This window comes from Geothrix oryzisoli (assembly GCF_022808865.1).
GTDB lineage: Bacteria > Acidobacteriota > Holophagae > Holophagales > Holophagaceae > Geothrix > Geothrix oryzisoli.
The window spans coordinates 193,825-215,995 of record NZ_JAKZLB010000004.1; the positions used below are offsets into that span (position 1 = coordinate 193,825).

Annotated in this window: 19 protein-coding genes and 1 tRNA gene; 10 read left to right on the top strand and 10 right to left on the bottom strand. The window is 70.6% G+C overall.

Annotated features, from left to right (window positions below):
• Positions 1 to 92: 92 nt before the first annotated feature.
• The 4 genes from MLE43_RS12060 (at position 93) to MLE43_RS12075 (ending at position 5,146) form a co-directional block, all read left to right on the top strand.
• Entirely contained in the window at positions 93 to 1,058 is a 966-nt protein-coding gene (locus tag MLE43_RS12060; RefSeq protein ID WP_243304347.1) for a Gfo/Idh/MocA family oxidoreductase, read from the top strand.
• Positions 1,055 to 2,011 carry a serine hydrolase domain-containing protein gene (locus MLE43_RS12065; RefSeq protein ID WP_243304349.1) on the top strand — a complete coding sequence of 319 codons (957 nt, stop codon included), beginning with the start codon at positions 1,055 to 1,057 and terminating at the stop codon, positions 2,009 to 2,011. Before MLE43_RS12060 ends, MLE43_RS12065 begins: the two co-directional genes overlap by 4 nt.
• Positions 2,008 to 4,116 (top strand): SpoIID/LytB domain-containing protein, encoded by a 2,109-nt coding sequence (locus tag MLE43_RS12070; protein WP_243304351.1) that lies wholly within the window; start codon positions 2,008 to 2,010, stop codon positions 4,114 to 4,116. The genes MLE43_RS12065 and MLE43_RS12070 overlap by 4 nt, the downstream gene beginning before the upstream one ends.
• Before the next feature lie 76 nt (positions 4,117 to 4,192).
• Entirely contained in the window at positions 4,193 to 5,146 is a 954-nt protein-coding gene (locus MLE43_RS12075) for a hypothetical protein (RefSeq protein WP_243304353.1), read from the top strand.
• 2 nt (positions 5,147 to 5,148) lie between these two features.
• On the opposite strand, the gene MLE43_RS12080 is transcribed toward MLE43_RS12075, so the two are convergent.
• Genes MLE43_RS12080 through MLE43_RS12090 form a run of 3 tightly spaced genes read right to left on the bottom strand, consistent with a single transcriptional unit; the run spans position 5,149 to position 8,986 of the window.
• A complete protein-coding gene (locus MLE43_RS12080) occupies positions 5,149 to 5,799 on the bottom strand; it encodes a DUF2238 domain-containing protein (protein WP_243304355.1) in 651 nt (216 codons plus the stop codon).
• Positions 5,800 to 5,810: 11 nt separating this feature from the next.
• Entirely contained in the window at positions 5,811 to 8,498 is a 2,688-nt protein-coding gene (gene fdhF / locus MLE43_RS12085; RefSeq protein WP_243304357.1) for a formate dehydrogenase subunit alpha, read from the bottom strand.
• Between the two features lie 56 nt (positions 8,499 to 8,554).
• Positions 8,555 to 8,986 (bottom strand): deoxycytidylate deaminase, encoded by a 432-nt coding sequence (locus MLE43_RS12090; RefSeq protein ID WP_243304358.1) that lies wholly within the window; start codon positions 8,984 to 8,986, stop codon positions 8,555 to 8,557.
• Between the two features lie 167 nt (positions 8,987 to 9,153).
• On the opposite strand from MLE43_RS12090, the gene MLE43_RS12095 reads away from it, so the two are divergent.
• Positions 9,154 to 10,233 (top strand): hypothetical protein, encoded by a 1,080-nt coding sequence (locus MLE43_RS12095; RefSeq protein WP_243304361.1) that lies wholly within the window; start codon positions 9,154 to 9,156, stop codon positions 10,231 to 10,233.
• Between the two features lie 33 nt (positions 10,234 to 10,266).
• Here the strand turns inward: MLE43_RS12095 and MLE43_RS12100 are convergent.
• A tRNA-Arg gene (locus MLE43_RS12100) sits at positions 10,267 to 10,343 on the bottom strand.
• Positions 10,344 to 10,596: 253 nt separating this feature from the next.
• Between MLE43_RS12100 and MLE43_RS12105 the strand changes: the two genes are divergently transcribed.
• Positions 10,597 to 11,310 (top strand): TatD family hydrolase, encoded by a 714-nt coding sequence (locus MLE43_RS12105; RefSeq protein ID WP_243304363.1) that lies wholly within the window; start codon positions 10,597 to 10,599, stop codon positions 11,308 to 11,310.
• A complete protein-coding gene (locus MLE43_RS12110; RefSeq protein ID WP_243304365.1) occupies positions 11,307 to 12,044 on the top strand; it encodes a tRNA threonylcarbamoyladenosine dehydratase in 738 nt (245 codons plus the stop codon). The genes MLE43_RS12105 and MLE43_RS12110 overlap by 4 nt, the downstream gene beginning before the upstream one ends.
• Positions 12,045 to 12,060: 16 nt before the next feature.
• Here the strand turns inward: MLE43_RS12110 and MLE43_RS12115 are convergent, their stop codons facing one another.
• The 3 genes from MLE43_RS12115 to MLE43_RS12125 all read right to left on the bottom strand — a co-directional run bounded on the left by MLE43_RS12115 (position 12,061) and on the right by MLE43_RS12125 (position 16,062).
• Positions 12,061 to 13,671 (bottom strand): hybrid sensor histidine kinase/response regulator, encoded by a 1,611-nt coding sequence (locus MLE43_RS12115; protein ID WP_243304367.1) that lies wholly within the window; start codon positions 13,669 to 13,671, stop codon positions 12,061 to 12,063.
• A gap of 148 nt (positions 13,672 to 13,819) precedes the next feature.
• Positions 13,820 to 15,445: an ATP-binding cassette domain-containing protein gene (locus MLE43_RS12120; protein ID WP_243304369.1), complete on the bottom strand. Its 1,626-nt coding sequence runs from the start codon at positions 15,443 to 15,445 to the stop codon at positions 13,820 to 13,822.
• Positions 15,446 to 15,591: 146 nt separating this feature from the next.
• On the bottom strand, positions 15,592 to 16,062 hold the full coding sequence (locus tag MLE43_RS12125) for a single-stranded DNA-binding protein (RefSeq protein WP_243304371.1): 471 nt from the start codon (positions 16,060 to 16,062) through the stop codon (positions 15,592 to 15,594).
• A 98-nt stretch (positions 16,063 to 16,160) separates the two neighbouring features.
• On the opposite strand from MLE43_RS12125, the gene MLE43_RS12130 reads away from it, so the two are divergent.
• From MLE43_RS12130 to MLE43_RS12140, 3 genes are read left to right on the top strand one after another with little or no spacing between them, the layout of a single operon-like run.
• Positions 16,161 to 16,889, top strand: coding sequence for a gamma-glutamyl-gamma-aminobutyrate hydrolase family protein (locus tag MLE43_RS12130; RefSeq protein WP_243304374.1), 729 nt, complete (start codon positions 16,161 to 16,163; stop codon positions 16,887 to 16,889).
• A 15-nt stretch (positions 16,890 to 16,904) separates the two neighbouring features.
• On the top strand, positions 16,905 to 17,693 hold the full coding sequence (locus tag MLE43_RS12135; protein ID WP_243304377.1) for an enoyl-CoA hydratase/isomerase family protein: 789 nt from the start codon (positions 16,905 to 16,907) through the stop codon (positions 17,691 to 17,693).
• 45 nt (positions 17,694 to 17,738) lie between these two features.
• Positions 17,739 to 18,032 carry a hypothetical protein gene (locus MLE43_RS12140; RefSeq protein ID WP_243304379.1) on the top strand — a complete coding sequence of 98 codons (294 nt, stop codon included), beginning with the start codon at positions 17,739 to 17,741 and terminating at the stop codon, positions 18,030 to 18,032.
• Positions 18,033 to 18,038: 6 nt separating this feature from the next.
• On the opposite strand, the gene MLE43_RS12145 is transcribed toward MLE43_RS12140, so the two are convergent.
• Genes MLE43_RS12145 through MLE43_RS12155 form a run of 3 tightly spaced genes read right to left on the bottom strand, consistent with a single transcriptional unit; the run spans position 18,039 to position 22,128 of the window.
• Positions 18,039 to 20,846 carry a serine/threonine-protein kinase gene (locus MLE43_RS12145; RefSeq protein WP_243304381.1) on the bottom strand — a complete coding sequence of 936 codons (2,808 nt, stop codon included), beginning with the start codon at positions 20,844 to 20,846 and terminating at the stop codon, positions 18,039 to 18,041.
• 11 nt (positions 20,847 to 20,857) lie between these two features.
• Positions 20,858 to 21,160, bottom strand: coding sequence for a PH domain-containing protein (locus tag MLE43_RS12150; RefSeq protein ID WP_243304383.1), 303 nt, complete (start codon positions 21,158 to 21,160; stop codon positions 20,858 to 20,860).
• Positions 21,160 to 22,128, bottom strand: a complete 969-nt coding sequence (locus MLE43_RS12155) for a transketolase family protein (protein ID WP_243304386.1) — start codon at positions 22,126 to 22,128, stop codon at positions 21,160 to 21,162. Before MLE43_RS12155 ends, MLE43_RS12150 begins: the two co-directional genes overlap by 1 nt.
• Positions 22,129 to 22,171 lie beyond the last annotated feature (43 nt).

Sequence of the window (22,171 nt, forward strand, 5' to 3'; positions counted from 1 at the left end):
TACGCTCCCCTCGCCTTCCTTGCCTCGCTCGCCCGGCAGCCCTCGCGTGGCCCCGTGGAGTTTTGTTAGACACTCTTAATCGGGAGGTTGTCATGGCCAAGCTGCGCGTCGCCGTCGTGGGTGTGGGTCACCTTGGGCAGCACCACGCGAGGATCGCGGCCTCGGCCCCCGATGCCACCCTCGTGGCCGTGGTCGATCCGGATCCCGCCCGGGGCCCGGAGATCGCCGCGAAGTTCGGCGCCCCCTGGGCGGCCTCCCTGGACCAGGTGCTGGCCGGGGTGGACGCGGTGCAGATCGCCGCGCCCACCGGGTTCCACCATGCCCTCGGCCTCCAGGCGCTGAAGGCGGGCAAGCACGTGCTGATGGAGAAACCGCTGGCCGCCTCGCTGGACGAGGGCGCGGCCCTTCTGGAAGCCCTGGCCGCGGCCCGGGCCACGCAGCCCGGGATCGTGGCCCAGGTGGGCCATCTCGAGCGCTTTAACCCGGCCGTCGCCGCCCTGCGGGAACGCGGGTTCAAGCCCCGCTTCCTCGAAGCCGTGCGCGTCTCCCCCTTCCCGGCCCGCAGCCTGGAGGTGGACGTGATCATGGACGTGATGATCCACGACCTCGACCTGCTGCGCGCCCTGGTGGGGCGCCCCGTGGTGGACGTGGTGGCCGTGGGTGTGCCCGTGCTGACGCCCTACGCCGATCTGGTGAACGCCCGCCTCAAGTTCGAGGGCGGCGCCTACGCCACCGTCACCGCCAGCCGCGTGGCGCGCAAGAAGGAGCGGACCCTCCGCGCCTTCGGCGACAAGGAGTACGCCAGCCTCGACTTCGCCGCCCAGAAGCTGGAGCTGCTGCGCCTCGTGATGGGGCCTGATGGCCCCGAAGTCCGCCCCGAGACCGCCAGCATCGAGGAAGGCGAGCCCCTGCGCCTGGAAATCGAGGCCTTCCACGCCGCCTGCCTGGGCACGGGCACCGAGGGCGTCACCTGGGCCGAGGGCCAGGAGGCCATGCACGTGGCCGACCAGGTGCAGAAGGCCGTGGCCAAGAGCCTGGCGGAGATCCGGCAAGCGTGAGCGGGTTCTACGACCTCGCCTCCCTCGCCAAGCCCCTGGTGACGGCGCCGCTGGCACTGGCCTTCCTGGACCTGGATGCAGACCGGCGCTGGGCCCTGGGCTTCCATGACCGCGACACGCCGCTCACAGTGCGGCAGCTGCTGTCGCATCAGTCCGGCCTGCCTCCCTGGCGGCCCTTCACCGGCGAACCGCTGGCCGCCCAGCTGCGCCAACCCGTGCCGGACCACCCGTTGCTGCGCCCCGCCACGCCCGGCCTGGCCACCTACTCGGACCTGAACTACCGCCTGCTGGCGGAACTGGTGGAGGCGGAGACCCGCGTGCCCTTCCGTCGGCTCGCGGCCGCCTCGGGTCTGTCGCCCGCGCCCTGGTCCGAGGCTCCGATCGGACTGCCCGACGCCCCGGACGCCGAAGCCTGGCGGCTGGCGACGGACCGCCCCCTGCCCCCCCGTGACCCGGGCCTGCCCCAGGATGCCAACGCCCGGGCGGGGATGCCCGGCCACGCGGGCTTCGGCACCACCGCCCCCCAATTGGAAGCGGCCCTCGCGCGCTGGGTGGCCGCCGGCTGGCCGGACCGCATGGCCGTGGCCACGGCGGAAGGCGAGCAGGGCACCCGCTGGGGCCTGGGCCTCCAGGTGCTCTTCGGCGGAAACGGACGCTTTGGACAGCTGCTGTCAAAACTTCCCCCCGGCCTCGGCCTCCGGGTCGTCGCGGAGGCGGCCCGCGAGATCCCGGAACCGGCGCCCGCCGTCACTCAGGAGCCCGGCCCTCCCTCCGGCTGGTGGTTCCACCTGGGCTACACCGGCCCCGCCCTGTTCTACCGCCCCGAGGACCGCAGCTGCATCGCCCTGCTCCTCCACCGGGCCGCACCGGATGGGGCGATGCTCGATGCCGATGCGCTGCGGGCCCGGCGTTGGGCGGCGCTCCACCGATTCGTGGGACAATGCGGCGGATGAAGCCCCTCCTCGTTCCCGCCCTGGTCCTGTCGGTCGCTTCCGCCCCTGCCGCCCAGCCCCCGCTGAGGATCGGCCTCGACACCCAGGCCACGGAGTGGATCGTCTCCCTGGAGGGCGGCGGCCAGATCTGCGACCGCGCGGGAAGGCCCCTGCTGAAGCTGGCCCCGGACGAGAAGCTGCGCATCTGGTGGGACAGCCGGGGCGCCTCGGATGCCACCGGCGAGTACCGCATCCAGGTGGGCCCCCCCCTGGCGGCGGACGAGGCTGCGGCCCTGATGAACCGCCTGAGGAAGCTGGGCGAGCCGTCGGACCGTGTGAAGGTGCCCGACGCCGATACCTGGCGCGTGCTCCTGGGCCATTTCCAGGAGGCCGCCAAGGCCGAACCTTTGTTCCAGAAGCTCCAGGACCTGGGCTTCGACGAGCTCTGGGTGGCGTCAGAATCCCGTGGGGTCCAGCCCCGGAAGGGCCGCGCCCTCTATGCCGTCAACGAGCGCTACGAGCGGCGGCCCCTGCCTCTCGGTGGCGTCTGGCTGAAGCCCAGCGGCGACCTGACCAGCCTGCAGGGCAAGGGCCGCTACCGGGGCAAGGTCGAGATCTTCCCCAACGCCCAGGGCCGCCTCACGGTGGTGAACACCCTGGATCTGGAGACCTACCTCCGCGGCGTGGTGCCCAAGGAGATGGGCGCCTGGGAGTTCCCCGCGCTTGAGGCTCTGAAGGCCCAGGCGGTGGCGGCGCGGACCTACGCCGTGGCCAACCGCGACAAGCGCGCCGCGGACGGCTTCGACATGGGCGACACCGTGGCGGATCAGGTGTACGGGGGGCGCGATGGCGAGCAGTCCCTCACGGACCGGGCCATCCAGGAAACGGAAGGACTCTTCGCCACCTACGAAGGCAAGCCCATCCTGGCCCTCTTCATGGCCAACTGCGGGGGCCACACGGTGGACGTGTCGCAGGTCTTCGGCGGGGATGCCCGCTACCTCAAGGCGGCGACCTGCTACCCGGCCACGCCGCTGACCCTGCCCTTCGCCGCGGGCGCACCCGTCACCGCCGAAACCCAGCAGCCCTGGCTCACCTGGGACCTGCTGAGGCTGGCGGCCGGCATCATGCCGCCGGACTGGCTCAACGGCGAGCGCCTGGCCCGATCCGCCACGGCGGAGGAGCTGGCCGCCCCGGTGCTGGCCCTCCAGCGGCGCCTCGGCATCGACCCCACCCCCCTGTCCCGGAACGGGCACCTGGTGCTCGCCCTGGCCCGGGCCCTGGGCCTCCACACGGTGGTGGAAGGCCAGGAGCGGCACCAGGATGCCGCCTACTTCCTCCCGGGCGACCTGCCCGCCGGGGATCGGCTGCTGGCCGCCTTTCTCACCCGCCGCGGCATCGTCCCCGCCGCCATCTGGGCCGCCAAGGAACCTCCCACCCTGCGCCAGGCCCTCCTGGCCCTGGGCCGGATGTGGCAGGATCTGGATCCCCTGACCCCCAGCGATGGCAGCCTGCTCATGGACCGGCAGGTCCGCCGGAAGCGGGGCGGTCCCGAGCCCCTGGCGCTCGCCCCCGGCCTCATCCTCGCGGAAGAGGCGCCGGACGGCAGCCTGCGCCTGCTGGCGAAGGCCGACATCCAGGTCGGGGACCGGCTCAAGTGGATCCCCGCGGAAGATGGCTCCGCCCTCGTGCTGGTGCGCCGGCTCGATCCCGACGGCGCCGCCTGGGACCGGTACAGCCCCACGGCCCACTGGCGCGTGGAATACACCGAGGCCGACCTGCTGGCCCTGGTGCGCAAGCGCATGAAGGTGCCAGGGATCCGAGAACTCAGGGCCCAGCACAACGAGGAGGGCCGGGTGCTCGACCTGGTGCTGGTCGACAGCCAGGGTGCCCCGCACCGGGTGCGGGGCATGCACATCCGCGGGCTCCTCGGCCTCAAGGACAATGTGTTCAGGTTCCTCACCCTGGGCCAGGGCGCCCAGCGCCGCTGGGTGTTCTACGGACGGGGCTGGGGCCACGGGGTGGGCCTGTGCCAGACCGGCGCCTACGGCATGGCGCTCGAAGGGGCCACCTTCCAGCAGATCCTGGAGCACTACTACCCGGGGATCGAGCTCAAACGCGTCGATTGATTTTCTACCACCAAATCCCATTCCGGCATTGACGGAACCCCGGGAACGCCCCAGGTTTGCATCCCTAGGGGAAGCTATGTCTCTGGATGCCTGGATCCTCGGCGCGCCGCTGAAAGTGCTGCGGCAGGAGGATCATCCGTACCGCGAGACCATCCTGGCCACCCTGGGCCGCCATGAGCTGGGCCTGAGCCGGCGGCAGGCTCCGGGGGCCCAGCCGGGCTGCGAGATCTTCCTGGACGGGCGCTCCATCTACCTGCCCGGCTCTCCCGCGCCGGACCGGGCCTGGTTCGACCTCTGCCGGGAACTGGGCTACGAACCCGCCCACCACTGGGACTGGGATCCAGCCCTCATCCTCTTCCAGCAGGTGCTGCCGGCCCTCGCGGCAGACTGGCACGAACCTCCCCTCGCCCTGGATGCGCAGGGCCTCCCGGAAGGCGTCCTGAGCCTGGCCAGCCTCCGGCAGACCTTCGCGGAGGCGGTCTCCGACCTGCGGCGGGACAGCCTGGGGCCCGTCGGCGCCAAGGTGGCCGAGACCTTCGAGTGGCTGCCCCTCCGGGCCGTGGTCTTCCACGACGACGCCCAGCTGCCCCTGGATTTCGAAGGCGCTGGCTGCTGCGGGCGGGTCTCCCTCTGGCTGGGGATCCACCGGGACCGGGCCGTGGTGCTGGATGGGCCCGCACCCTTCGGCTCCGGCCGCCGCCGCTGGGTGGCCGGGGGCTCCGGAGGCCTGCCGCCCGCGGAGGCCTTCCTCCGGGCCGCCGGCCTGGATCCGGAACCGCCCAAGGGGTTCGACGCCGCGTTTGAATCCGCCCTCCACCGCCTCTGCTGCAAGCTCGAAGGCCCCCTGGACAGCTACCGCCGCACCTATCCGGTGGGCATCCCCTGGCACCACGACCAGCGGGAGCGCCTCCTGGGCCGCACCATCGTCGATGTGCGCCCCGGCGAGCCCCCCATGCTCGTGCTGGACGATGGCACCGAGGTGGCCCTGGACACCAGCCCGGCCCCTTCCTGGGAGCATGGCGGCATCTGAGGTCAGTCGGCCGGTTCGGGCATCCGCCGGATCCGCCGCACCAGGGCCACGACGAGCATGGTGAGCACCGCGCCGATCGCCGCGGCGGTCATGTCCTTCTGCGCATCCCAGATGTCCCCCTGGGTGCCCAGGAAGGCGTCGCCCAGCTCCGGCGCGCTGAGCCGGGCCGTGATGCTCTCGATGATCTCGTAGACAGCGGAGGCCGCCAGCACCACGTCCAGGGGCAGGTAGTAGTTCCAGAACCCGCGGGTCCGGGCCACCCGCATGAACACCTCGCGCACGGGGTAGGCCAGGAGCAGGCCGAAGCTGAAGTGGACGATGCGGTCGAAGGGGTTCCGCGCCAGCCCCCAGTGGGCCTTCATCCAGAAACCGAGGGGCACATTGGCGTAGGTGTAGTGGGCGCCCACGGCATGCAGGGCCAGGAACACGGCGATCAGCAGGTAGCTCAGGTCCGACAGGGGGAAGCGGCGGTAGGTCCAGGCCAGGCCGGCCACCGCGATCACCACCAGCAGGTTCTCCATCCGCCAGTCGCTGGGATAGAGCGGCCGGATGGCCGTCACGATCCAGACGAGGGCGTAGAGCAGGCACAGGACCTGGAGGAGCCGGTTCTCGCGGAAGGGACGCGGGTTCGGGTGGGCTGCGTGGCTGAGCATGCCCCAGGTTACTAGGCCTTCCGCTTCGTGACAGCGTGCAGGCTCACCGCCGTGACCTTGTATTCGGGGGTACCGGTGACGCGGTCCCGACCCCGGCCCGTGGCCAGGTTCACATAGGCGGCCACGGCATGGAAGGTGGCGAAGGGCTCGCCCCGCCGGACCCGGTCCGTGGGACGGGCGCGGAGGGTGAAGGATCCGTGCCGGCTCTGCACGCGGACCGGATCCCCCGCCGCGAGGCCCAGCTCCGCGGCATCCTCGGGGTGGATCTCCAACTCGTCATCTGCGCGCAGATCGCGGTTGCGGGTCCGCCCCGTCATGGTGGCGGCGTTGAAGTGGAAGAGGCTGCGGCCCGTGTTCAGCAGGAAGGGGAACTCGGCGTCCGATGCCTCCGGGCTGGGCTCCCAGGCCAGCGGACGGAAGGCCACCCGACCACCCGGGAAGGTGCCCACATGGAGCACCGGCGTGCCGGGGTGGTCCTCGGCCGGGCACGGCCACTGGAGGCCGCCTTCCCGATCCAGCCGCGCGTGGCTGATGCCGGCGATGGCAGGCCAGACCTGGCGGGCCTCATCCCACACGGCGGCGGCATCCCGGTGCCGGAAGTGCTGCCCGGCCCCCAGCCGCTCCGCCAGCCCGGCGAGGATCTCCGAATCGGTGCGGCTGCCCCCCTTCGGCGCCACCACCCGGCGCACGCGCTGGACGCGCCGCTCCCCATTCATGAAGGTGCCCTCCTTCTCGAAGGGGCTGGCGGCGGGCAGGAAGACCGTGCCGAAGGCCTTCGCGGTCTCCGTGAGGAAGAGGTCCACCACGACCAGGGCATCCAGTCCGTTCAGGTTCTCCGCGGTCTCCCGCGCCCCGGGATGGCTGAGCAGAGGATCGTAGCCGATGACGAGCAGCGCCTTCAGCCGCCCCTCGCCCGCGGCATCGATCATCTCCAGGGCATTGAGCCCCGGCGCCTCCGGCAGGTCGGCGCCCCACACCTGCGCGTGGGTCTCCCGGGACTGCGCCAGCTTCTGGTAGCCCGTGAGCCGGGAGGGCTCGCACCCCATCTGGGCGCTGCCCTGGACATTGTTCTGACCCCGCAGGGGGTTCACGCCACCACCCGCCAGGCCCACGTTCCCCGTGAGCAGGGCGAGGTGGGCCAGAGCCGCCACGCCATCCGTGCCCTGGCGGTGCTCGGTGACGCCGAGGCCGTGGAAGATCATGGCGGGCCCGGTGGTGGCGTAGAGCCTCGCCGCCCGCCGGATGGCCTCTGGCTCGACGCCGCAGAGCGCGCCCGCCCGCTCGGGCGTCCACTCCCGCAGGGAGGCGGCATAGGTCTCCAGATTCAGGGTGCGGGTCGCGAGGAAGGCCGTATCCGCCAGCCCCTCGCCCAGGATCAGGTTCGCCATGGCCTGGAGCAGGGGCAGGTTCGTGCCGGGGCGCGGAGCCAGGTGGACCGTGGCCAGTGCCGCCAACTCCGTGCGCCGCGGGTCGATCACGATGAGCGGCACCCCGGCCCGGGCCCGCTGGCGGATGCGGGCTCCGACGATGGGATGGTTCTCGGTGGGATTGGCGCCCACCACCAGCAGCAGCCCGGCCCGCTCGATGTCCGCGTAGCTGTTGGTGGCCGCGCCGGTGCCGAAGGCCTGCCCCAGCCCCGCGGCGCTGGGGGCGTGGCAGACCCGGGCGCAGCAGTCCACGTTGTGGGTGCCCAGGGCGAGGCGCGCGAACTTCTGGGTCAGGTAGTTCTCCTCGTTGGTGGAGCGGCTCGAGGCCAGCACGCCCACAGCGCCGGGACCGCCCGCATCGAGGGCCCCCCGGAACGCCCTGGCCGCGGCCTCCAGCGCCTCCTCCCAGCTTGCGGCCTCCCAGAGCCCGTTCCGCCGGATCATCGGCTTCGTGATCCGGTCCGGGGCGTCGTTGAAGCCCCACCCATAGCGGCCCTTCACACAGAGATGGCCCCGGCTCACCGCCGAGGCGACCACCGGGCGCGCCTCGGTGAGGCGCCCGCCCTTCACGCCCATGTCCAGCTCGCAGCCAGTGCCGCAGTAGGGGCAGGTGGTGCGCACCCACCGCTCCGGGAGGCCCTCCGCCAGGCGGGTGACGTCCTCGATGGCGCCCGTCGGACAGGTGTCGGCGCAGGCGCCGCAGCTCACGCAGGCGCTCTCCCGCAGGCCGGGGGACAGCTCTGGCGCCAGGGCCAGATCCCCGGCGCGTCCCGTGAACGTCCAGATGTTCTGCCCCTGTACTTCGTCGCAGATGCGGACGCACCGGCCGCAGGCCACGCACCAGGACAGGTCCACATCCAGGTAGGGGTGCTCCGGGTGCTTCGCCTCCGGGCGCCGGACGCCCGAGGGCGTCACGCCATAGGCGTCCAGCAGCTTCCGGAAGGGCTTCCCGGCCAGCCGGGCCGGATCCTCCGCGGGAATGCGCCCGGCCAGGCGCTCCAGCATCGCCCGGCGGAAATCCTCCAGAGCCGGGGTATGGGTCTCCACCACCAGACCCTCCTCCACGGGCGTGGCACAGGCACAGGCGGGCCGCTCGCGTCCCTCCACCTCGACTTCACACAGCCGGCAGTTGGAGGCGGGCTTCAGCCGCGGATCCGAACAGAGGGTGGGGATCTCGATGCCGTTCTGCCGGCAGGCCTCGAGCAGCATGGTGCCCTCTGGCGACGCGACGTCGCGGCCATTCACCCGCAGGCGGATGAGGGAATCGGTCACCAGCTTGTCTCCTGAAGGAAGGGGCGCTCAGCAGTATGCGCCCGGCCTCCCGGAGTTCAAGCCTCGGCCTGCTGCTCCCACCGCACGCCGAAATGATCCAGGATGTGCTGCCGCTCCAGGCGCTCCTGCTCGCCGATGCTCGTATAGGGGTGGCGGAACACCACCCGGCGTACGCCCCGGCGCACCAAGGCGCGGCAGCAGGTGAGGCAGGGCTCGTGGGTGACGTAGGCCGTGGCCACGGGGCCGTCGCAGAACCCCAGGGCGTTCTCCTCCGCGTGGCTCGTGTGCAGGCAGCGCTGGCCCGGCTTGCAGGTCTCCGGCGTGCAGTGGGGCATGCCCGGCAGCGCGCCGTTGAACCCCGCCGCCGCGATGCCGCCATCCGCCCTCAGCAGCACGGCGCCGACCTGGAGGCGGCAGCAGGTCCCCAACCGGCTCAGTTCCAGCGCCATGTTCAGGAAGACTTCGTCCTTCAGCTGGGATCGTGTCACGGGGCCCTCGGGAAACCTCCATCATCTCAAGATCTGCGGGAGCCGTGGGGCCCTCCTGGCGATTCAATGGACATGCGCATCCTTGGAATAAATCGTGCGCTTCGTCACAGCCTATGGGATTCAACTGAAGTCGCTCATGGGCATAATAAAATATAGGCAGGTAATATATGAAACTCCGCCTTCTGACCCTCTTCCTTGCCGGCTCGGCCCTCTTCGGTCCCGCCGCCCTCCGCGCCCAGGGGTGGGATCCCATCCGCGCCACGGGGGGATGGGCCTTCCAGGAAGTGGATGGCTCCCTGGTGTTCTTCGATCCGCCCGCCCGGTCGCTCCGCGCCTGGATGAAGGGCAGCGGGCTCCTGTCCACCCTGCAGATCACCCTGCCCGAAGTCCGGAAACCCCTGCCGGCCGCGAAGCCCGATCCGGTGGCGAAGGGCCCCGTCACCACCGACTACGACGCCGCGGGCGCCATCCTGTATGGCATCCCGCACCGCCAGCGGCCCCAGGCTCCGGCCTCCAAGTCCGCGCCCCATGCGGCCTCCGAGGCCCCGGCCTGCGACGCGGTCCCCGAGCGCTGGGTGATCGACTCCTACAGCCGGACCTGGATGGTCTGCGATGGACGACTCGTCATCCTGAACAAGGACGGCCAGATCGAGACCGCCTCGGCGCTTCCGGCTCCCGTTGAGGACATGGGGGTGGGCCGCGAGGGCATCCTCATCCTCTACCGCACCCTGAAGCCCTGCCTGGAGAAGCGGGACCTCCGGACCGGCGCCGTGCTCTGGTCCTACGGCGACCGCTCCCAGCTCCGGGACGCTGCCGCCCAGCCCCTCCTGGTCCCCCTCAACCGCATGGCCCTGGGCGCGGACGGAACGGTCTATCTCGCGGAAGGGGCCAGCCTGGCCCTCACGGTGCTCGATCCCCTCAAGGGCCCCAAGGAGCCGGGCCAGGCCTTCTTCACCTGCCACGAGGCGCTCCCCGGCCGGGCCGCGCTGGGCCGGGTGGGTCGGGGTCCCATGCTCTCCTGGGCGGGCAAGGACGTGATCTTCAGCGTCTTCACGCCGGCCCAGGTCAAAGCCTGCGGCGCGCCGGAGTCCACGGGCCTGATGCTCGCCCGCTTCGACCTCCTCGGCGGCACCCTGGAGTGGATTCCCACCCCTCTCGCCGAAGGCCACCGGCTGGTGGGGCTCCTCGATCACGAGGCCGTCTTCCTCGCCCCTGGCGGTGGCTTGGCCTACGCACCCATCCGCTGACCGGGGCGGGCTCATCGGGCTGGATCCGGCGAATGGTGGCCCCGATGCGATTTGAACGCACGACCTGCTCCTTAGGAGGGAGCTGCTCTATCCAGCTGAGCTACGGGACCCACGGCACTTACGCGACTCCAGATTAGCAGTTGCCGATGGTTTGTGACGCCTCCCGCCGGAGCGCCCGTCCTCGGGAAGCAGCGAGCCGGGCTTGAATCCAAGCGGCATATCTTACCTTTTTTTGACAATCGGTCGTCACACCGGCCGCTGGAATGCGATCACATCCTTGCATTCCATGATCACCACCTCCGCTTTACCATGGGGGACATGAGGATGCCGGATCGCCCGATCCCGTCCCCACGAGCGAGCCCCATGCCCCCCCTCTTCGATGCCCACAGCCACCTGCCGAAAGTCGGCGCCGCGGAAGATCCCGTGCCGCACCGGGATCACCGCCGCGTGGTCTGCGGGACCTGCGAGGCGGACTGGCAGGCGGTCCTGGCCCACGCCGCCTCCCACCCGCAGGTTCTCCCCATGCTGGGGCTGCATCCCTGGTTCGTGGAGGATGCTGCACCGGGCTGGGCGGCCCGGCTGGAAGCCCTGCTGCGCTCCCATCCGGCGGGCCTGGGGGAATGCGGGCTCGACTTCGCCCGGAAGGCTGCGGATCGGGGCGGGCAGGAGACGGCCCTCCGCGTCCAGCTGCGCCTGGCCCACGACCTGCGCCGGCCGGTCGCCCTGCACGCCGTCAAGGCCTGGGGAACCCTCCTGGAGGTCCTCCGCGAGGAGGGCGTGCCCGCCAGCGGAGTCCTGGTCCATGCCTATTCCGGAAGCCTGGAGACCGCCCGGGAACTCCAGGCCATGGGCGTCTTCCTGTCGTTCTCCGGCGACCTCCAGAAACCGGAACGCCTGGGCGTGCGGGAAGCCTTGCGGACCACGCACCCCGGGCACCTCCTCCTGGAGACCGATGGTGCCGCGGAGTTGGAGCGCGTCTTCGAGACGGCCGCGGGGATCCGTGGCATCCCCGTGGCGGAACTGGAACGCCTGACCTGGGACAATGGCAGCCGGTGTTTCCGGGAGTTGATGGGATGAGGTGGTATTCCCGCAGTGAGTTGCTGCTCGGCGAGGCGGCGTTGGAGCGCTTGCGCCGGGCCCGCGTGACGGTCTTTGGCCTGGGCGGCGTGGGTTCCTTCGCCGTGGAGGCCCTGGCTCGCGCGGGCGTGGGCCACCTGCGCCTGGTGGACCACGATGTGGTCGGCCCCAGCAACCTCAACCGCCAGCTCTTCGCCCTGCGCTCCACGATCGGACAGCCGAAGGCCGAGGTCGCCGCCGCCCGCGTCCGGGACATCAATCCGGACTGCGACGTGGATCCCCGCGTCACCTTCATCCACACAGACACGCTGCCGGATCTGCTGACGCCGCGGCCCGACGTGATGATCGACGCCATCGACTCCATGACCTGCAAGGTGGCCCTCATGCGCACCGCTCACGAGCAGAGCCTGCCCATCATCTCGGCCATGGGCGCCGGCGGCCGCACAGACAGCAGCCAGCTCTGCGTCGGCGACCTGAGCGACACGCGCCTGTGCCCCCTGGCCGCCCGCGTGCGGAAGGAGCTGCGCAAAGCGGGCATCACCCGGGGCATCCGCTGCGTCTATTCGCTGGAACCCGCCGACAACAAGCGCCCCGCGAACCCCATCGACATCGAGCCCCACCGCGGCCCCGGCCGCCAGCGCCGGCCGGTGGGCACCATCTCGTACATGCCCGCGATCGTGGGGCTGAAGGTCGCCGAGGAGGTCCTGCGGATGCTGCTGGAGCCCCGCGTCTAGGAACCTTCCCCCGCGTCTAGGAACCTTCCATCGCCTGCCGCAGCACCGCCTGGAACTGTCCGCTCTGGTAGGGCTTCGCGAGGAAGCCGGCCAGGCCGCGGCCCAGGAAATCGGCGAGGACATCCTGTTCGCTGTAGCCGCTGGTGAGCACCACCGGCACGGCCGGGTTCACCGCGTGCATCTGGAGGAACGCCTGCCGCCCATCCAGGTGGGGCATGGTCAGGTCCATCAGCACCGCGGTGATCTCCCCATGGCGCAGCTTGAACAGCCCCACGGCCTCCTGGCCGTCCGCCGCCTCCAGCACCTGGAAGCCGAGGTTCTCGGCGAGGGTCCGGGCCACCGCCCGGGCGCCGGGCTCATCGTCCACCACCAGGAGGACGCCGCGGCCCTGCCAGCCGGCGTCCCGGGGGTGGGGCTCGGTCGACTCGGGGGCGCGGGTCAGGGCGGGCAGGAACAGCTTGAAGACCGAGCCCCGGCCCGGCTCACTGTAGACCTTGAGGCTGCCGTGGTGGCTCCGGAGGATGCCCAGCATGGCGGAGAGCCCCAGCCCGCGCCCCGTGAACTTGGTGGTGAAGAAGGGATCGAAGATCCGGTCCCGCACCTCCGGCGCCATGCCGCAGCCGGTGTCGCTCACCTCGAGGGTCACGTAGCTTCCGGCGGCCAGCGGCAGCGCCGGCAGGAGGCCGCCGTTGGTGGCCTCGTCCACCACCTGGAGGCCGGTCCGGATCGTGATGAGGCCGCTGGTCTCCTCCCCGATGGCCTCGGAGGCGTTGGTGACCAGGTTCATGACGAGCTGCTGCATCTGGGAAGGATCTGCGGTAATGGACGGCAGCCCCGGGGAGAGGTCGTACCGCACGGCCGCCTTCTTGGAGATGGACACCGTGAGGAGCTGCGTCATCTCCACCACCAGGCGGTTCAGGTCCACTTCGATGACCTGCAGGCGGCCCTTCCCGGCGTAGGCCAGCAGCTGCCGGGTCAGGTCCGCCGCGCGCAGCGTGGCCTGCTCGATCTGGTGGAGGTAGGGCAGGGCCGGACTTTCCGGGGGGAGCTTCATGGCCCCCAGGTTCGCGTTGCCCAGGATGGTCGTGAGCAGGTTGTTGAAGTCGTGGGCGATGCCGCCGGACAGGACGCCGAGGCTCTCCAGTTTCTGGGACTGGCGCAGGGCCTCCTCCGCCTCCTTCCGCTGGGTGATGTCCGCCCGGATGGCCACGAACTGCACGGGCCTGCCGTCTTCGTCCAGGAAGGGGACGATGGTGGTGTCCACCCAGTAGTGGGTGCCGTCCTTCGCGCGGTTCTTGATTTCGCCCTTCCAGACCTTCCCCACCAGGATCGTCGCCCACAGGCGCGTCATGAAGGCCTTGGGATGGTGGCCGGAGTTGATGATCCGGTGGTCCTGGCCCAGCAGCTCCTCGCGGGAGTACTTGGAGATGGCGCAGAACTTCTCGTTCACGTAGGTGATCCGCCCCCGGGCGTCGGTGACCGCCACGATGGCGTGCTCGTCTAGGGCCCGCTTGAAGTCCTCCAGCTCCCGCAGGAGCCGGGCGATGCGCGGCGCCGGTTTGCCCGACCCGCCGGGATCCGTGGGTTCGTCGGAGGAGGTGTTGCTGGTTCCCTGCCGGAATGTCACGAACCGTCCTCTTCTACAGGTCAGGGCGCCAAATGGACCAAGACTCAATATAGACGGTATCCAACACTAGGCAAGATAGGCCCAAAGCACTAGCGGGACAGGCCTTCGGCCGTATCCGGACCGGGCGCCCTGCGGAAGGCTGGGCGGTTCAGCGCCCCAGCGGTGCGCCGTACTCCGCGTAGGTCCCCTGGAAGTCCTCGATGCCCTCGTCGGTGAGGTGCCAGATGCGGGTGGCCACCTCGTCGATGATGTCCTCGTCGTGGGTCACGAAGAGGATGGTCCCCTCGTAGCGCTGGAGCGCGTCGTTCAGGGCGATGACGGCTTCCAGGTCCAGGTGGTTGGTGGGCTCGTCCAGCACGAGGATGTTGGGCTTCTGCAGCATCAGCTTGCAGAAGAGCAGGCGGCAGGACTCGCCGCCGCTCAGCACGTCGGTCATCTTGTTGCCCTCTTCGCCGCGGAAGAGCATCTGGCCCATGACGCCGCGGATCTGCTCCTTGGTGGCGTCGGGATCGAACTGGTGCAGCCAGGTGACGAGCTCGTAGCCCTTGGGGATGCTCTCGGCGAAGTCCTGGGAGAAGTAGCCCACGTTGGCCTCGTGGCCCCACTTCACCTCGCCGCCGTCGAGCTTCAGCCCCAGCTCGGTGACCTGGGGCGCGTTGGCCAGCAGGGCGTTCAGGAGCGTGGTCTTGCCGATGCCGTTGCGGCCCATGATCGCAACCTTCTCGCCCCGCTGCACCATGGCGGAGAAGCCCTTGATGACCTCGTGGCGGCCGCCCGTGCCGTCCTTGTCGGTGTCGTAGCCCTTGCGGATGTCCTCGAACTCCAGGGCGTAGCGGCCGCCGGGCTTGCCGAGGTTGAACTTGATGAAGGGGCGCTGGATGTTGCTGCGGGCCAGGTCGCTGGGCTGGAGGCGCTCCACCTCCTTGCGGCGGCTGTTCACCTGGCTGCTGCGGGTGCCCGCGGCGAAGCGCTGGATGAACTCGTTCAGCTGGGCGATCTTCTTCTCGCGCTGGGCGTTCTCCGACTCGATGCGGCTGCGCACCTGGATCTTGGCCATGACCATGTCGTCGTAGCCGCCGGTGTACTGGATGATCGTCTGGTAGTCGATGTCGGCGATGTGGGTGCAGACATTGTTCAGGAAGTGGCGGTCGTGGGAGATCACCACCACGGTGCCCTTGTAGCGGTCGAGGAACTCCTCCAGCCAGTGGATGGAGTCGAGGTCCAGGTGGTTGGTGGGCTCGTCCAGCAGCAGGGCCTCGGGATTGCCGAAGAGGGCCTGGGACAGCAGCACGCGCACCTTCTGGCCGCCCTGCAGCTCGCCCATCCTGCGGCCGTGGAGCGCCTCGGGAATGCCCAGGCCGTCCAGCAGGACGGCGGCGTCGCTCTCGGCGGTATAGCCGTCCTCGTCGGCCACGATGCCTTCGAGCTCGGCCACGCGCATGCCGTCCTCATCCGTCATCTCCGTCTTCTCGTAGATGGCGTCGCGCTCCTGCAGGGCCTTCCAGAGCCCCGCATTGCCCATGATCACCGTGTCGATGACCCGGAACTCGTCGAAGGCGAACTGGTCCTGACGCAGGATGCCCATCTTGCGCGGGCGGATGACGTTCCCCGTCTGCTGCTCCAGCTCGCCCGCCAGGATCTTCATGAACGTGGACTTCCCCGCCCCGTTCGGCCCCGTCAAACCGTAGCGCCGACCCGGGTTGAAGGTCGTGGTGACATCCTCGAAGAGGATCTTCGCGCCATAGCGCATGGTGACGTTCTGCACTGCAAGCATGGAAACTCCCGAACCGACCATTGTACGGGAGAAACCTGGTTTATCCGAGAGCCTTGCTCCAGGCGGCGCCCTGCGGCCGCCGGAAACCCTCCTCTCTAGCTGCAAAACGGCGCCCGCATGGGCGCCGTTTTGCAGGTCCGAGTCCCTCAGAACGGGATGTCGTCATCCGGGAAGCTGCCACCGCCCGCCGGGCTGGGGGCGCCGTGGTCCTCGAAGTCCTGGGAGCCCGTACCGGAGGCGCGGCCACCGTAGCCGCCGCTGTCCCGGCTACCGCCGCCGTCCTCCATGCGGCCCAGCATGACGAAGTTGTCGCAGCGGATGTCGCAGGCGGTCTTCTTCACCCCGGCCTGGTCGGTGTACTCGCGGTACTGGATGCGGCCCTCGATCATCACCTGCTTGCCCTTGCGCAGGTACTTCTCGGCGATCTCGGCCTGCTTGCCCCACACCACGATGTTGTGCCACTCGGTCTTGCTCTGCTTCTCGCCGGCCTGGTTCTTCCAGGTCTCGGTGGTGGCCACGGAGAAGCGGGCCACGCTCTGGCCCGAGGGCGTGGACTTCAGCTCGGGGTCGCGCCCGAGGTTGCCGATGAGCAGAACTTTGTTCAATGAACCGGACATGATGTCCTCCTTTGTACCGGCGGAGCTCTCCGCCTCACCGTCGACTCAGACCATCTGAGGGGGTGGTAGGGTAATCACGATTCCCCTGAGGCCATCCCGTGTCAAGCATTCTGGTGAGTTGCAAAAACAAGTCTGGCGCCGAGAAGCATTACCTTCCGGCCATCCGGAGTGCGGGCTGGTCCGGCCCCATCCACCTGGTGGCCCCCGGCGATCCCCGGCCGGATCTGGCGGGCGTGGCGGGCTTCCTCCTCACGGGAGGCGACGACATCCACCCGCGGCACTGGGACGAGGCCGAGACCGTCCATCCCAAGGCCGAAGTGGATGAGGACCGGGACGGCTTCGAGATCCCGCTCATCCGCGCGGCCTGGGAGCGGCGCCTGCCCATCCTCGGCATCTGCCGCGGCGAGCAGATCCTCAACGTGGCCCTGGGCGGCAGCATGGTCCAGGACATCCCCGACCACTACGGCTGCGAGCCCTCGCGGCACCAGCACGGCACACCCGATGCGCCGGACATGCACCACCGCGTGCAGCTGGCCCCGGCCTCGCGCCTGCGGGCCCTGCTCGGGGAGGATGTCTTCCTGGTGAACAGCCGCCACCACCAGGCCGTGAAGCGCGTGGCCCCAGCCCTGGTGGCCGTGGGCTGGCACCTGGACACCACCCACCCCGTCACCGGCCCCCTGATCGAGGCCGTGGAGGCCCTGGACGCCACCCGCTGGGTCTTCGGCGTCCAGTGGCACCCCGAGAACCTCGTCACCCTCAAGGGGCCCGCCGGTGACGCCGCCCGCGACCTGTTCGCGGCGTTCGTGCAGGCCGCCCTCCGCCTCTGATCCTCTGGAGTCTCCATGTCCTCCCCCATCCGCTTCGAGATCCGCGACCGCATCGCCACGCTGACGCTGGACCGGCCGGACCGGCTCAACGCCCTGGTGCCGGAGATGAAGGAGGGCTTCGAGGAGGCCCTGGCGAAGGCGGCGGAGCCGGGCGTGAAGGCGCTGGTCCTGCGCGGGGCGGGGCGGGCCTTCTGCGCCGGCGGCGACCTCGGTTGGATCTCGACCGCGATTTCCGGGGGTCGCTGGCCGGAACTGGAATCCCTGCTCGACCTGGGCGCCACCGTGGCCCACGCCCTCGCCACCCTGCCCAAGCCCGTGGTGGCCGTGGTGCAGGGGCCCGCCGCCGGCGCGGGCATGAGCCTGGCCCTCTGCGCGGACCTGCGCCTCGCCACGCCCGAGGCCGCCTTCAGCATGGCCTTCGTGAAGATCGGCCTGCATCCGGACTGGGGCGGCAGCGTCATGCTGTCGCGGCTGGTGAACCCCTCCATGGCCGCGGAGCTGATGCTGACCGGCGACACCCTCTCCGCCGACCGGGCCCAGGCCCTGGGTCTCGTGAACCGCATCGTGCCCGCGGACCAGCTGGAGGCCGCCGTGGCGGCCCTGGCCGAGCGCCTGGCGGCCGGCCCCGCGGAGACCTTCGCCCGCATCAAGGCCACCCTGCTCCGCAACCAGGGCCTCGATGCCGAGCTGCTGCGGGCCCGCCTCCAGGCCGAGGGCGCCCAGATGAAGGCGGCCATGCGCCACCCGGACGCCCAGGAGGGCCTGGCTGCCTTCCTGGCGAAGCGGGCGCCCCGGTTCGCCTGAACCCCCAATCCAGGGTGGTGCAAACCGGCATTGTGCTAGATTTTCATGTCTATGCCGCCCGTCCTCACCATCTGCGCCGACTGCGAGCGCCAGGCCCTCCGCAGCCCGCGACGCGGCCAGGCCATGACCGAGGCCCTGGCCTGCCTCACCCGATTGCTCCTCCAGCGGAAAGCCCTCCAGGACCTCCAGGTCGTCCGGGAATCCTGCCTGCGGAACTGTCCCTTCGGGCGGATCTGTGTCGCCCTCAACCGGGGCGGTCAGGAGGTGCGGCATCACCTCTCGCCGGAGGAGGACCTCAAGGCCGTGGCGGCGAAGCTCGCGGGCAGGACCCGGGCCTGACCCGCGCTAGCGGCCCGGCTCCGCCAGGAAGACCGCCCGCGCGGCTTCGAGTTCGGCCCGGATCTCCGGAGCCTGGCGGCTGGGATCCTCGGCCGCACGCACCAGCTCGGCCAGGGCCGCGTCACGCTGGCCCGACCGGGCCGCCAGCCAGGCCTTGGCCCGGTGGACATAGGGCGAGTCTGCGGATCCGGCCGGAATCGCCAGGAGGCGTTTCCCGGCCTCCCTCAGATCGGGCCGGGGCTTGCGGACCAGACATTCCGCGGTGGCCGCCTGGGCATTCGCCCGGACCTCCGGGGTCACCCCTTCCGGCAGGAGCTCGAGGACCTGCCGGTAGCCCGCCAGGGCCGGGCCAAACCGCTGCTGGAGGCGCTCCAACTCGGCCGCATAGAACCGGCACTCGGCTTCGATGGTCCGCAGCCCCGAGGCCTCCGCAAGGTCGAGCGCGCGGCCGTGGAAGGCCGCGGAGGCGGGCAGGTCCCCCTTCATCTGGGCCAGGATGCCGAGGTTCCGCAGACAGGTGATGCGGCCCACCCGGTCACCCACGGACTCCCGGGTCGCGAGGGCCGCGGTCAGCCGCTCTTCGGCTGCCGGCAGGTCCCGGGCCATGAGGGCGACCACGCCCAGGTTGTTCTGGGCGAGGGCCTCGCCCCACCGATTCTTCAGCCCCTGCTGGAGGTCCAGGTTGCTCCGGTAGAGGGCCTCGGCAGTCCCGAGATCCCCCCGCTTCAGCGCGAGGTTGGCCAGGTTGTTCTGGGCCAGGGACTGGTACACCTTGTCCCCGGTCTGCTGGCTGAGCTGGAGCGACCGCTCGTAGAATTCCCGGGCCGCCTTGGGCTTCCCCCGCTCGGCCGCGATCAGCCCCAGGTGGTTGTAGGCGATGATCTCCCCATCCCGGTCGCCGATGGCCTGGGCCAGAGCCAGGGTGGCCTCCCGGAGCTTCTCGGACTCATCGAGTTGACCGAGATCTTTGGCCAGATAGGCCTTCAGGCCCAGGGCCCGCCCCTCGGCCCACCGGTCCCCGGTGGCCTTGGCGGACATGAGCGCCCAGTTGGCGACCGCGGGCGCCTGGTCCCGGCCGAGGCGGCGGAGGCAGGCGGCATAGGCCGATATCGCGCTGGAGAAGGCGGGAGCCTTCATGGCGGCGTCCTGGAGGTAGGGCTCGCTGCCCTTGAAGTCCCCCTTCAGGAACAGGGCCTTCCCCTGGGCGTAGGCCGCGAAGGCCTGCGGCGGCACCGGCGTGTTCTGGATCGTGTTCGCCCGGAGCGGGTCCACCTTGCGAAGCAGGTCGTTGGCGGCGGGATCCACCAACTCGTAGGGGGCGAACGAACCCTGGCGAGGGGCCTGCGCCGCACCCGAGAAGCGGATGCGGCCCGATCCGTCCACCAGCTCGTAGGTCAGCACGTTCACCTGCCCGGCGGAGTCCCGGCCCAGGGTCCCCCGCAGGAACAGCTGCGCGCCCAAGGCGTTGGCGATCCGGGTCTGGCTGGCAGGATCCAGAGCCTCTGAGACGGAGATCCTAAGGGTGGACAGCGCCCGGACCACGGATTCGGGTTCCACCACGTCCATGTGGGGCGAGCTCCGCAGAGCCGTCGACAGGAGTTCCGTCATGCCCACGCCCACCTGGGCATCGAAGGCCGGATCTCCCGTGGCGTTGCGGATCGGCATGACCGCCACCCGCGGCGGCCGTTCCCGGCTGAGGTCCCCGATGATGCTGCGCCCGAACAGGTAGTAGCCGCCCCCCGCCGCCACGGCGAAGGCGATCGCGAGGCCGGCGGCCCACCGGGCGGCCGGGTTCCGCGCCAGGTGGCGGCTGATGGCATCCGCCACTTGGCGGCTCGTCGGCCGCTTGGCCGCCTCCCGCAGGAGCATGGTCCGCAGCAGGGCCCCCAGCCACCGGGGCAGCCCCCGGCCCCGCAGCGGCCGGAGGTCGCCCTGGATGGTGGCGACCATCCTGTCCCGGCCCTCGCCGGGGAACGGATGGTCCCCCAGCAGAAGCTCCCAGGCGACCACGCCCAGGGAGAACACGTCGCTCGGCGGACCGGCGCGCTTCCCGCGCATCTGCTCCGGGGACGCGTAGGTGGGGCTGCCCATGAACACGCCGGCTTCCGTCATCTCACCCCAGTCGGAAGCGGACGGGGAGGGCTGCGCCGCGCCCACGCTCGTTCGTTCCTCGCGGTCCGGGACCGGAAGACCCGCCAGCGTCGGCCCCCCCTCCTGCGGGTCGGGATGGCCCGCGAGATGGAGGGCGTTCCCGGTCGGGTCCTCCCCCTCGGCCGAGGTCGAATCCACGAGCCTGGCCAGGCCGAAATCCAGGACCTTGACCTGGCCCTCGGCATCCACCATCACGTTGCTGGGCTTCAGGTCCCGGTGGATGATCCCCTTGGCGTGGGCCGCCTCCAGGGCGTAGGCGATGGCCCGCAGGATCTGGAGTTTGCGCCGCAGGTCCAACCCCTTCGCCAGCTCGGCCAGGGTCTTCCCCTCGATGAACTCCATGGCGATGTAGGCACTCCCGTCCGTCTCCACCCAGTCGTGCACCTGGCACACGTTCCGGTGGTTGAGCTGGGCCAGCGCCTTGGCCTCCCGGCGGAACCTGGCCTTGGCCATGGCCTTCCCGTCCTCGCCCAGGTGGATCGCCTTGAGGGCCACCCGCCGCTCCAGCACGGGATCCCAGGCCAGGTACACCGCCCCCATGCCCCCCCGGCCCAGGAGGTCCTGCACCTGGAAGCGGCCGATCCGGGACCCCGCAGGCAGGATGCCGGCCCCCGAAGGCCGCCGGGACTCCGGATCAGGAGGCGCTGGCGTCGCGGGCTGCATGGTCTTTCCTGTCAGCGCATGCCCCGGCTCTGGGCGGCCTCGATGAGTTCCTTGATGCGGCGGGCGTCGGCCTTGGTGTGGCCGTGGCTGGCCAGGGGGTCGCTGCCCCCGGTGCTTTCGATGGTGATGTCGGACCAGAGCAGGCCGGTCTCGATGCGGACGCTGGCCACCTTCGACAGGTGGATGCTGATCTCGTTCACCGTGAACCAGGACCGCTTGCGGCGGATCACGGCGCTGTCCGTCACCTCGATCACGGTGACGAACAGGTGGTTGCCCTGGGTCCAGCGGCTGGCCTGGAAGGTCTCGGTGGCCATCAGAGCGCCGCCTTCGCCGCGGCGGCCACGGCCTGGGGCGTGACGCCGTAGGCCTCGAGGAGCTTCTCGGGCTTGCCGCTCTGGCCGAACTGATCCTGCACGCCCACGCGGCGCAAGGGCATGGGATGGGCCTCGGAGAGGAGCTCCGCCACCACGCCGCCCAGGCCACCGTGGGCCTGGTGCTCCTCGCAGGTGACGACCGCCCGGTGGGCCTTCGCCAGCCGCAGCAGCGTCTCGCGGTCGAAGAGCTTGATCGTGGGGCAGTGGAGCACCGTGGCCTCGATGCCCTCGGCGGCCAGCAGGTCCGCCGCGGCGAGGCAGATGGAGGTGCCCAGGCCGCAGCCCACCAGCAGCACGTCCGTGCCGGGGCGCATCATCACGGCCTTGCCGATCTGGAAGCGGTAGTCCTCGGCGTGGATGCGGGGGAACTTGTCGCGGGTGAGGCGGACATAGACGGGTCCCTTGTGCGCGTAGGCGGCGCGGATGGCCTGCTTCGTCTCGAGGGCGTCCGCGGGGGAGAGCACCGTCATGCCGGGGATCATCCGCATGAGGGCCAGGTCCTCCAGGCACTGGTGGGTGCCGCCGTCCTCGCCCACGGTGAGCCCCGCGTGGGTGGCCACGATCTTCACGTTCTGGTGGCCCACGCCCACGGCCTGGCGCACGAACTCGTAGGCCCGGCCCGTGGCGAACATGGCAAAGGTGCTCACGAAGGGCACCACGCCCGTGGTGCTGGCCCCGGCGGCGGCGGCCACCATCCCTTGCTCGGCGGCGCCCATGTTGAAGAACCGGTCCGGGAAGGCCTTGGCGAACTTGCTGGTGCGGGTGGATCCCGCCAGATCCGCGTCGAAGACGACGATGTTGGCACCCTCGTTCCCCAGCTCCACCAGGGTGTCTCCGTAGGCGTCCCGCAGGCTGTCCATCACGACCCCCACCTTGCCGCCCACGCCCGCCGTCTCCATGCCCGCCATGCCCGCTCCCGTCGAAGGTTCCATTCTACGCGAGGCGGCGCGG

Excerpts from the sequence above, each read along its gene's own strand:
- MLE43_RS12060 (WP_243304347.1), top strand. The coding sequence starts at position 93 with ATGGCCAAGCTGCGCGTCGCCGTCGTGGGTGTGGGTCACCTTGGGCAG.
- MLE43_RS12070 (WP_243304351.1), top strand. The coding sequence starts at position 2,008 with ATGAAGCCCCTCCTCGTTCCCGCCCTGGTCCTGTCGGTCGCTTCCGCC.
- MLE43_RS12075 (WP_243304353.1), top strand. The coding sequence starts at position 4,193 with ATGTCTCTGGATGCCTGGATCCTCGGCGCGCCGCTGAAAGTGCTGCGG.
- MLE43_RS12080 (WP_243304355.1), bottom strand. The coding sequence starts at position 5,799 with ATGCTCAGCCACGCAGCCCACCCGAACCCGCGTCCCTTCCGCGAGAAC.
- MLE43_RS12095 (WP_243304361.1), top strand. The coding sequence starts at position 9,154 with ATGAAACTCCGCCTTCTGACCCTCTTCCTTGCCGGCTCGGCCCTCTTC.
- MLE43_RS12105 (WP_243304363.1), top strand. The coding sequence starts at position 10,597 with ATGCCCCCCCTCTTCGATGCCCACAGCCACCTGCCGAAAGTCGGCGCC.
- MLE43_RS12110 (WP_243304365.1), top strand. The coding sequence starts at position 11,307 with ATGAGGTGGTATTCCCGCAGTGAGTTGCTGCTCGGCGAGGCGGCGTTG.
- MLE43_RS12120 (WP_243304369.1), bottom strand. The coding sequence starts at position 15,445 with ATGCTTGCAGTGCAGAACGTCACCATGCGCTATGGCGCGAAGATCCTC.
- MLE43_RS12125 (WP_243304371.1), bottom strand. The coding sequence starts at position 16,062 with ATGTCCGGTTCATTGAACAAAGTTCTGCTCATCGGCAACCTCGGGCGC.
- MLE43_RS12135 (WP_243304377.1), top strand. The coding sequence starts at position 16,905 with ATGTCCTCCCCCATCCGCTTCGAGATCCGCGACCGCATCGCCACGCTG.
- MLE43_RS12140 (WP_243304379.1), top strand. The coding sequence starts at position 17,739 with ATGTCTATGCCGCCCGTCCTCACCATCTGCGCCGACTGCGAGCGCCAG.
- MLE43_RS12145 (WP_243304381.1), bottom strand. The coding sequence starts at position 20,846 with ATGCAGCCCGCGACGCCAGCGCCTCCTGATCCGGAGTCCCGGCGGCCT.
- MLE43_RS12150 (WP_243304383.1), bottom strand. The coding sequence starts at position 21,160 with ATGGCCACCGAGACCTTCCAGGCCAGCCGCTGGACCCAGGGCAACCAC.
- MLE43_RS12155 (WP_243304386.1), bottom strand. The coding sequence starts at position 22,128 with ATGGCGGGCATGGAGACGGCGGGCGTGGGCGGCAAGGTGGGGGTCGTG.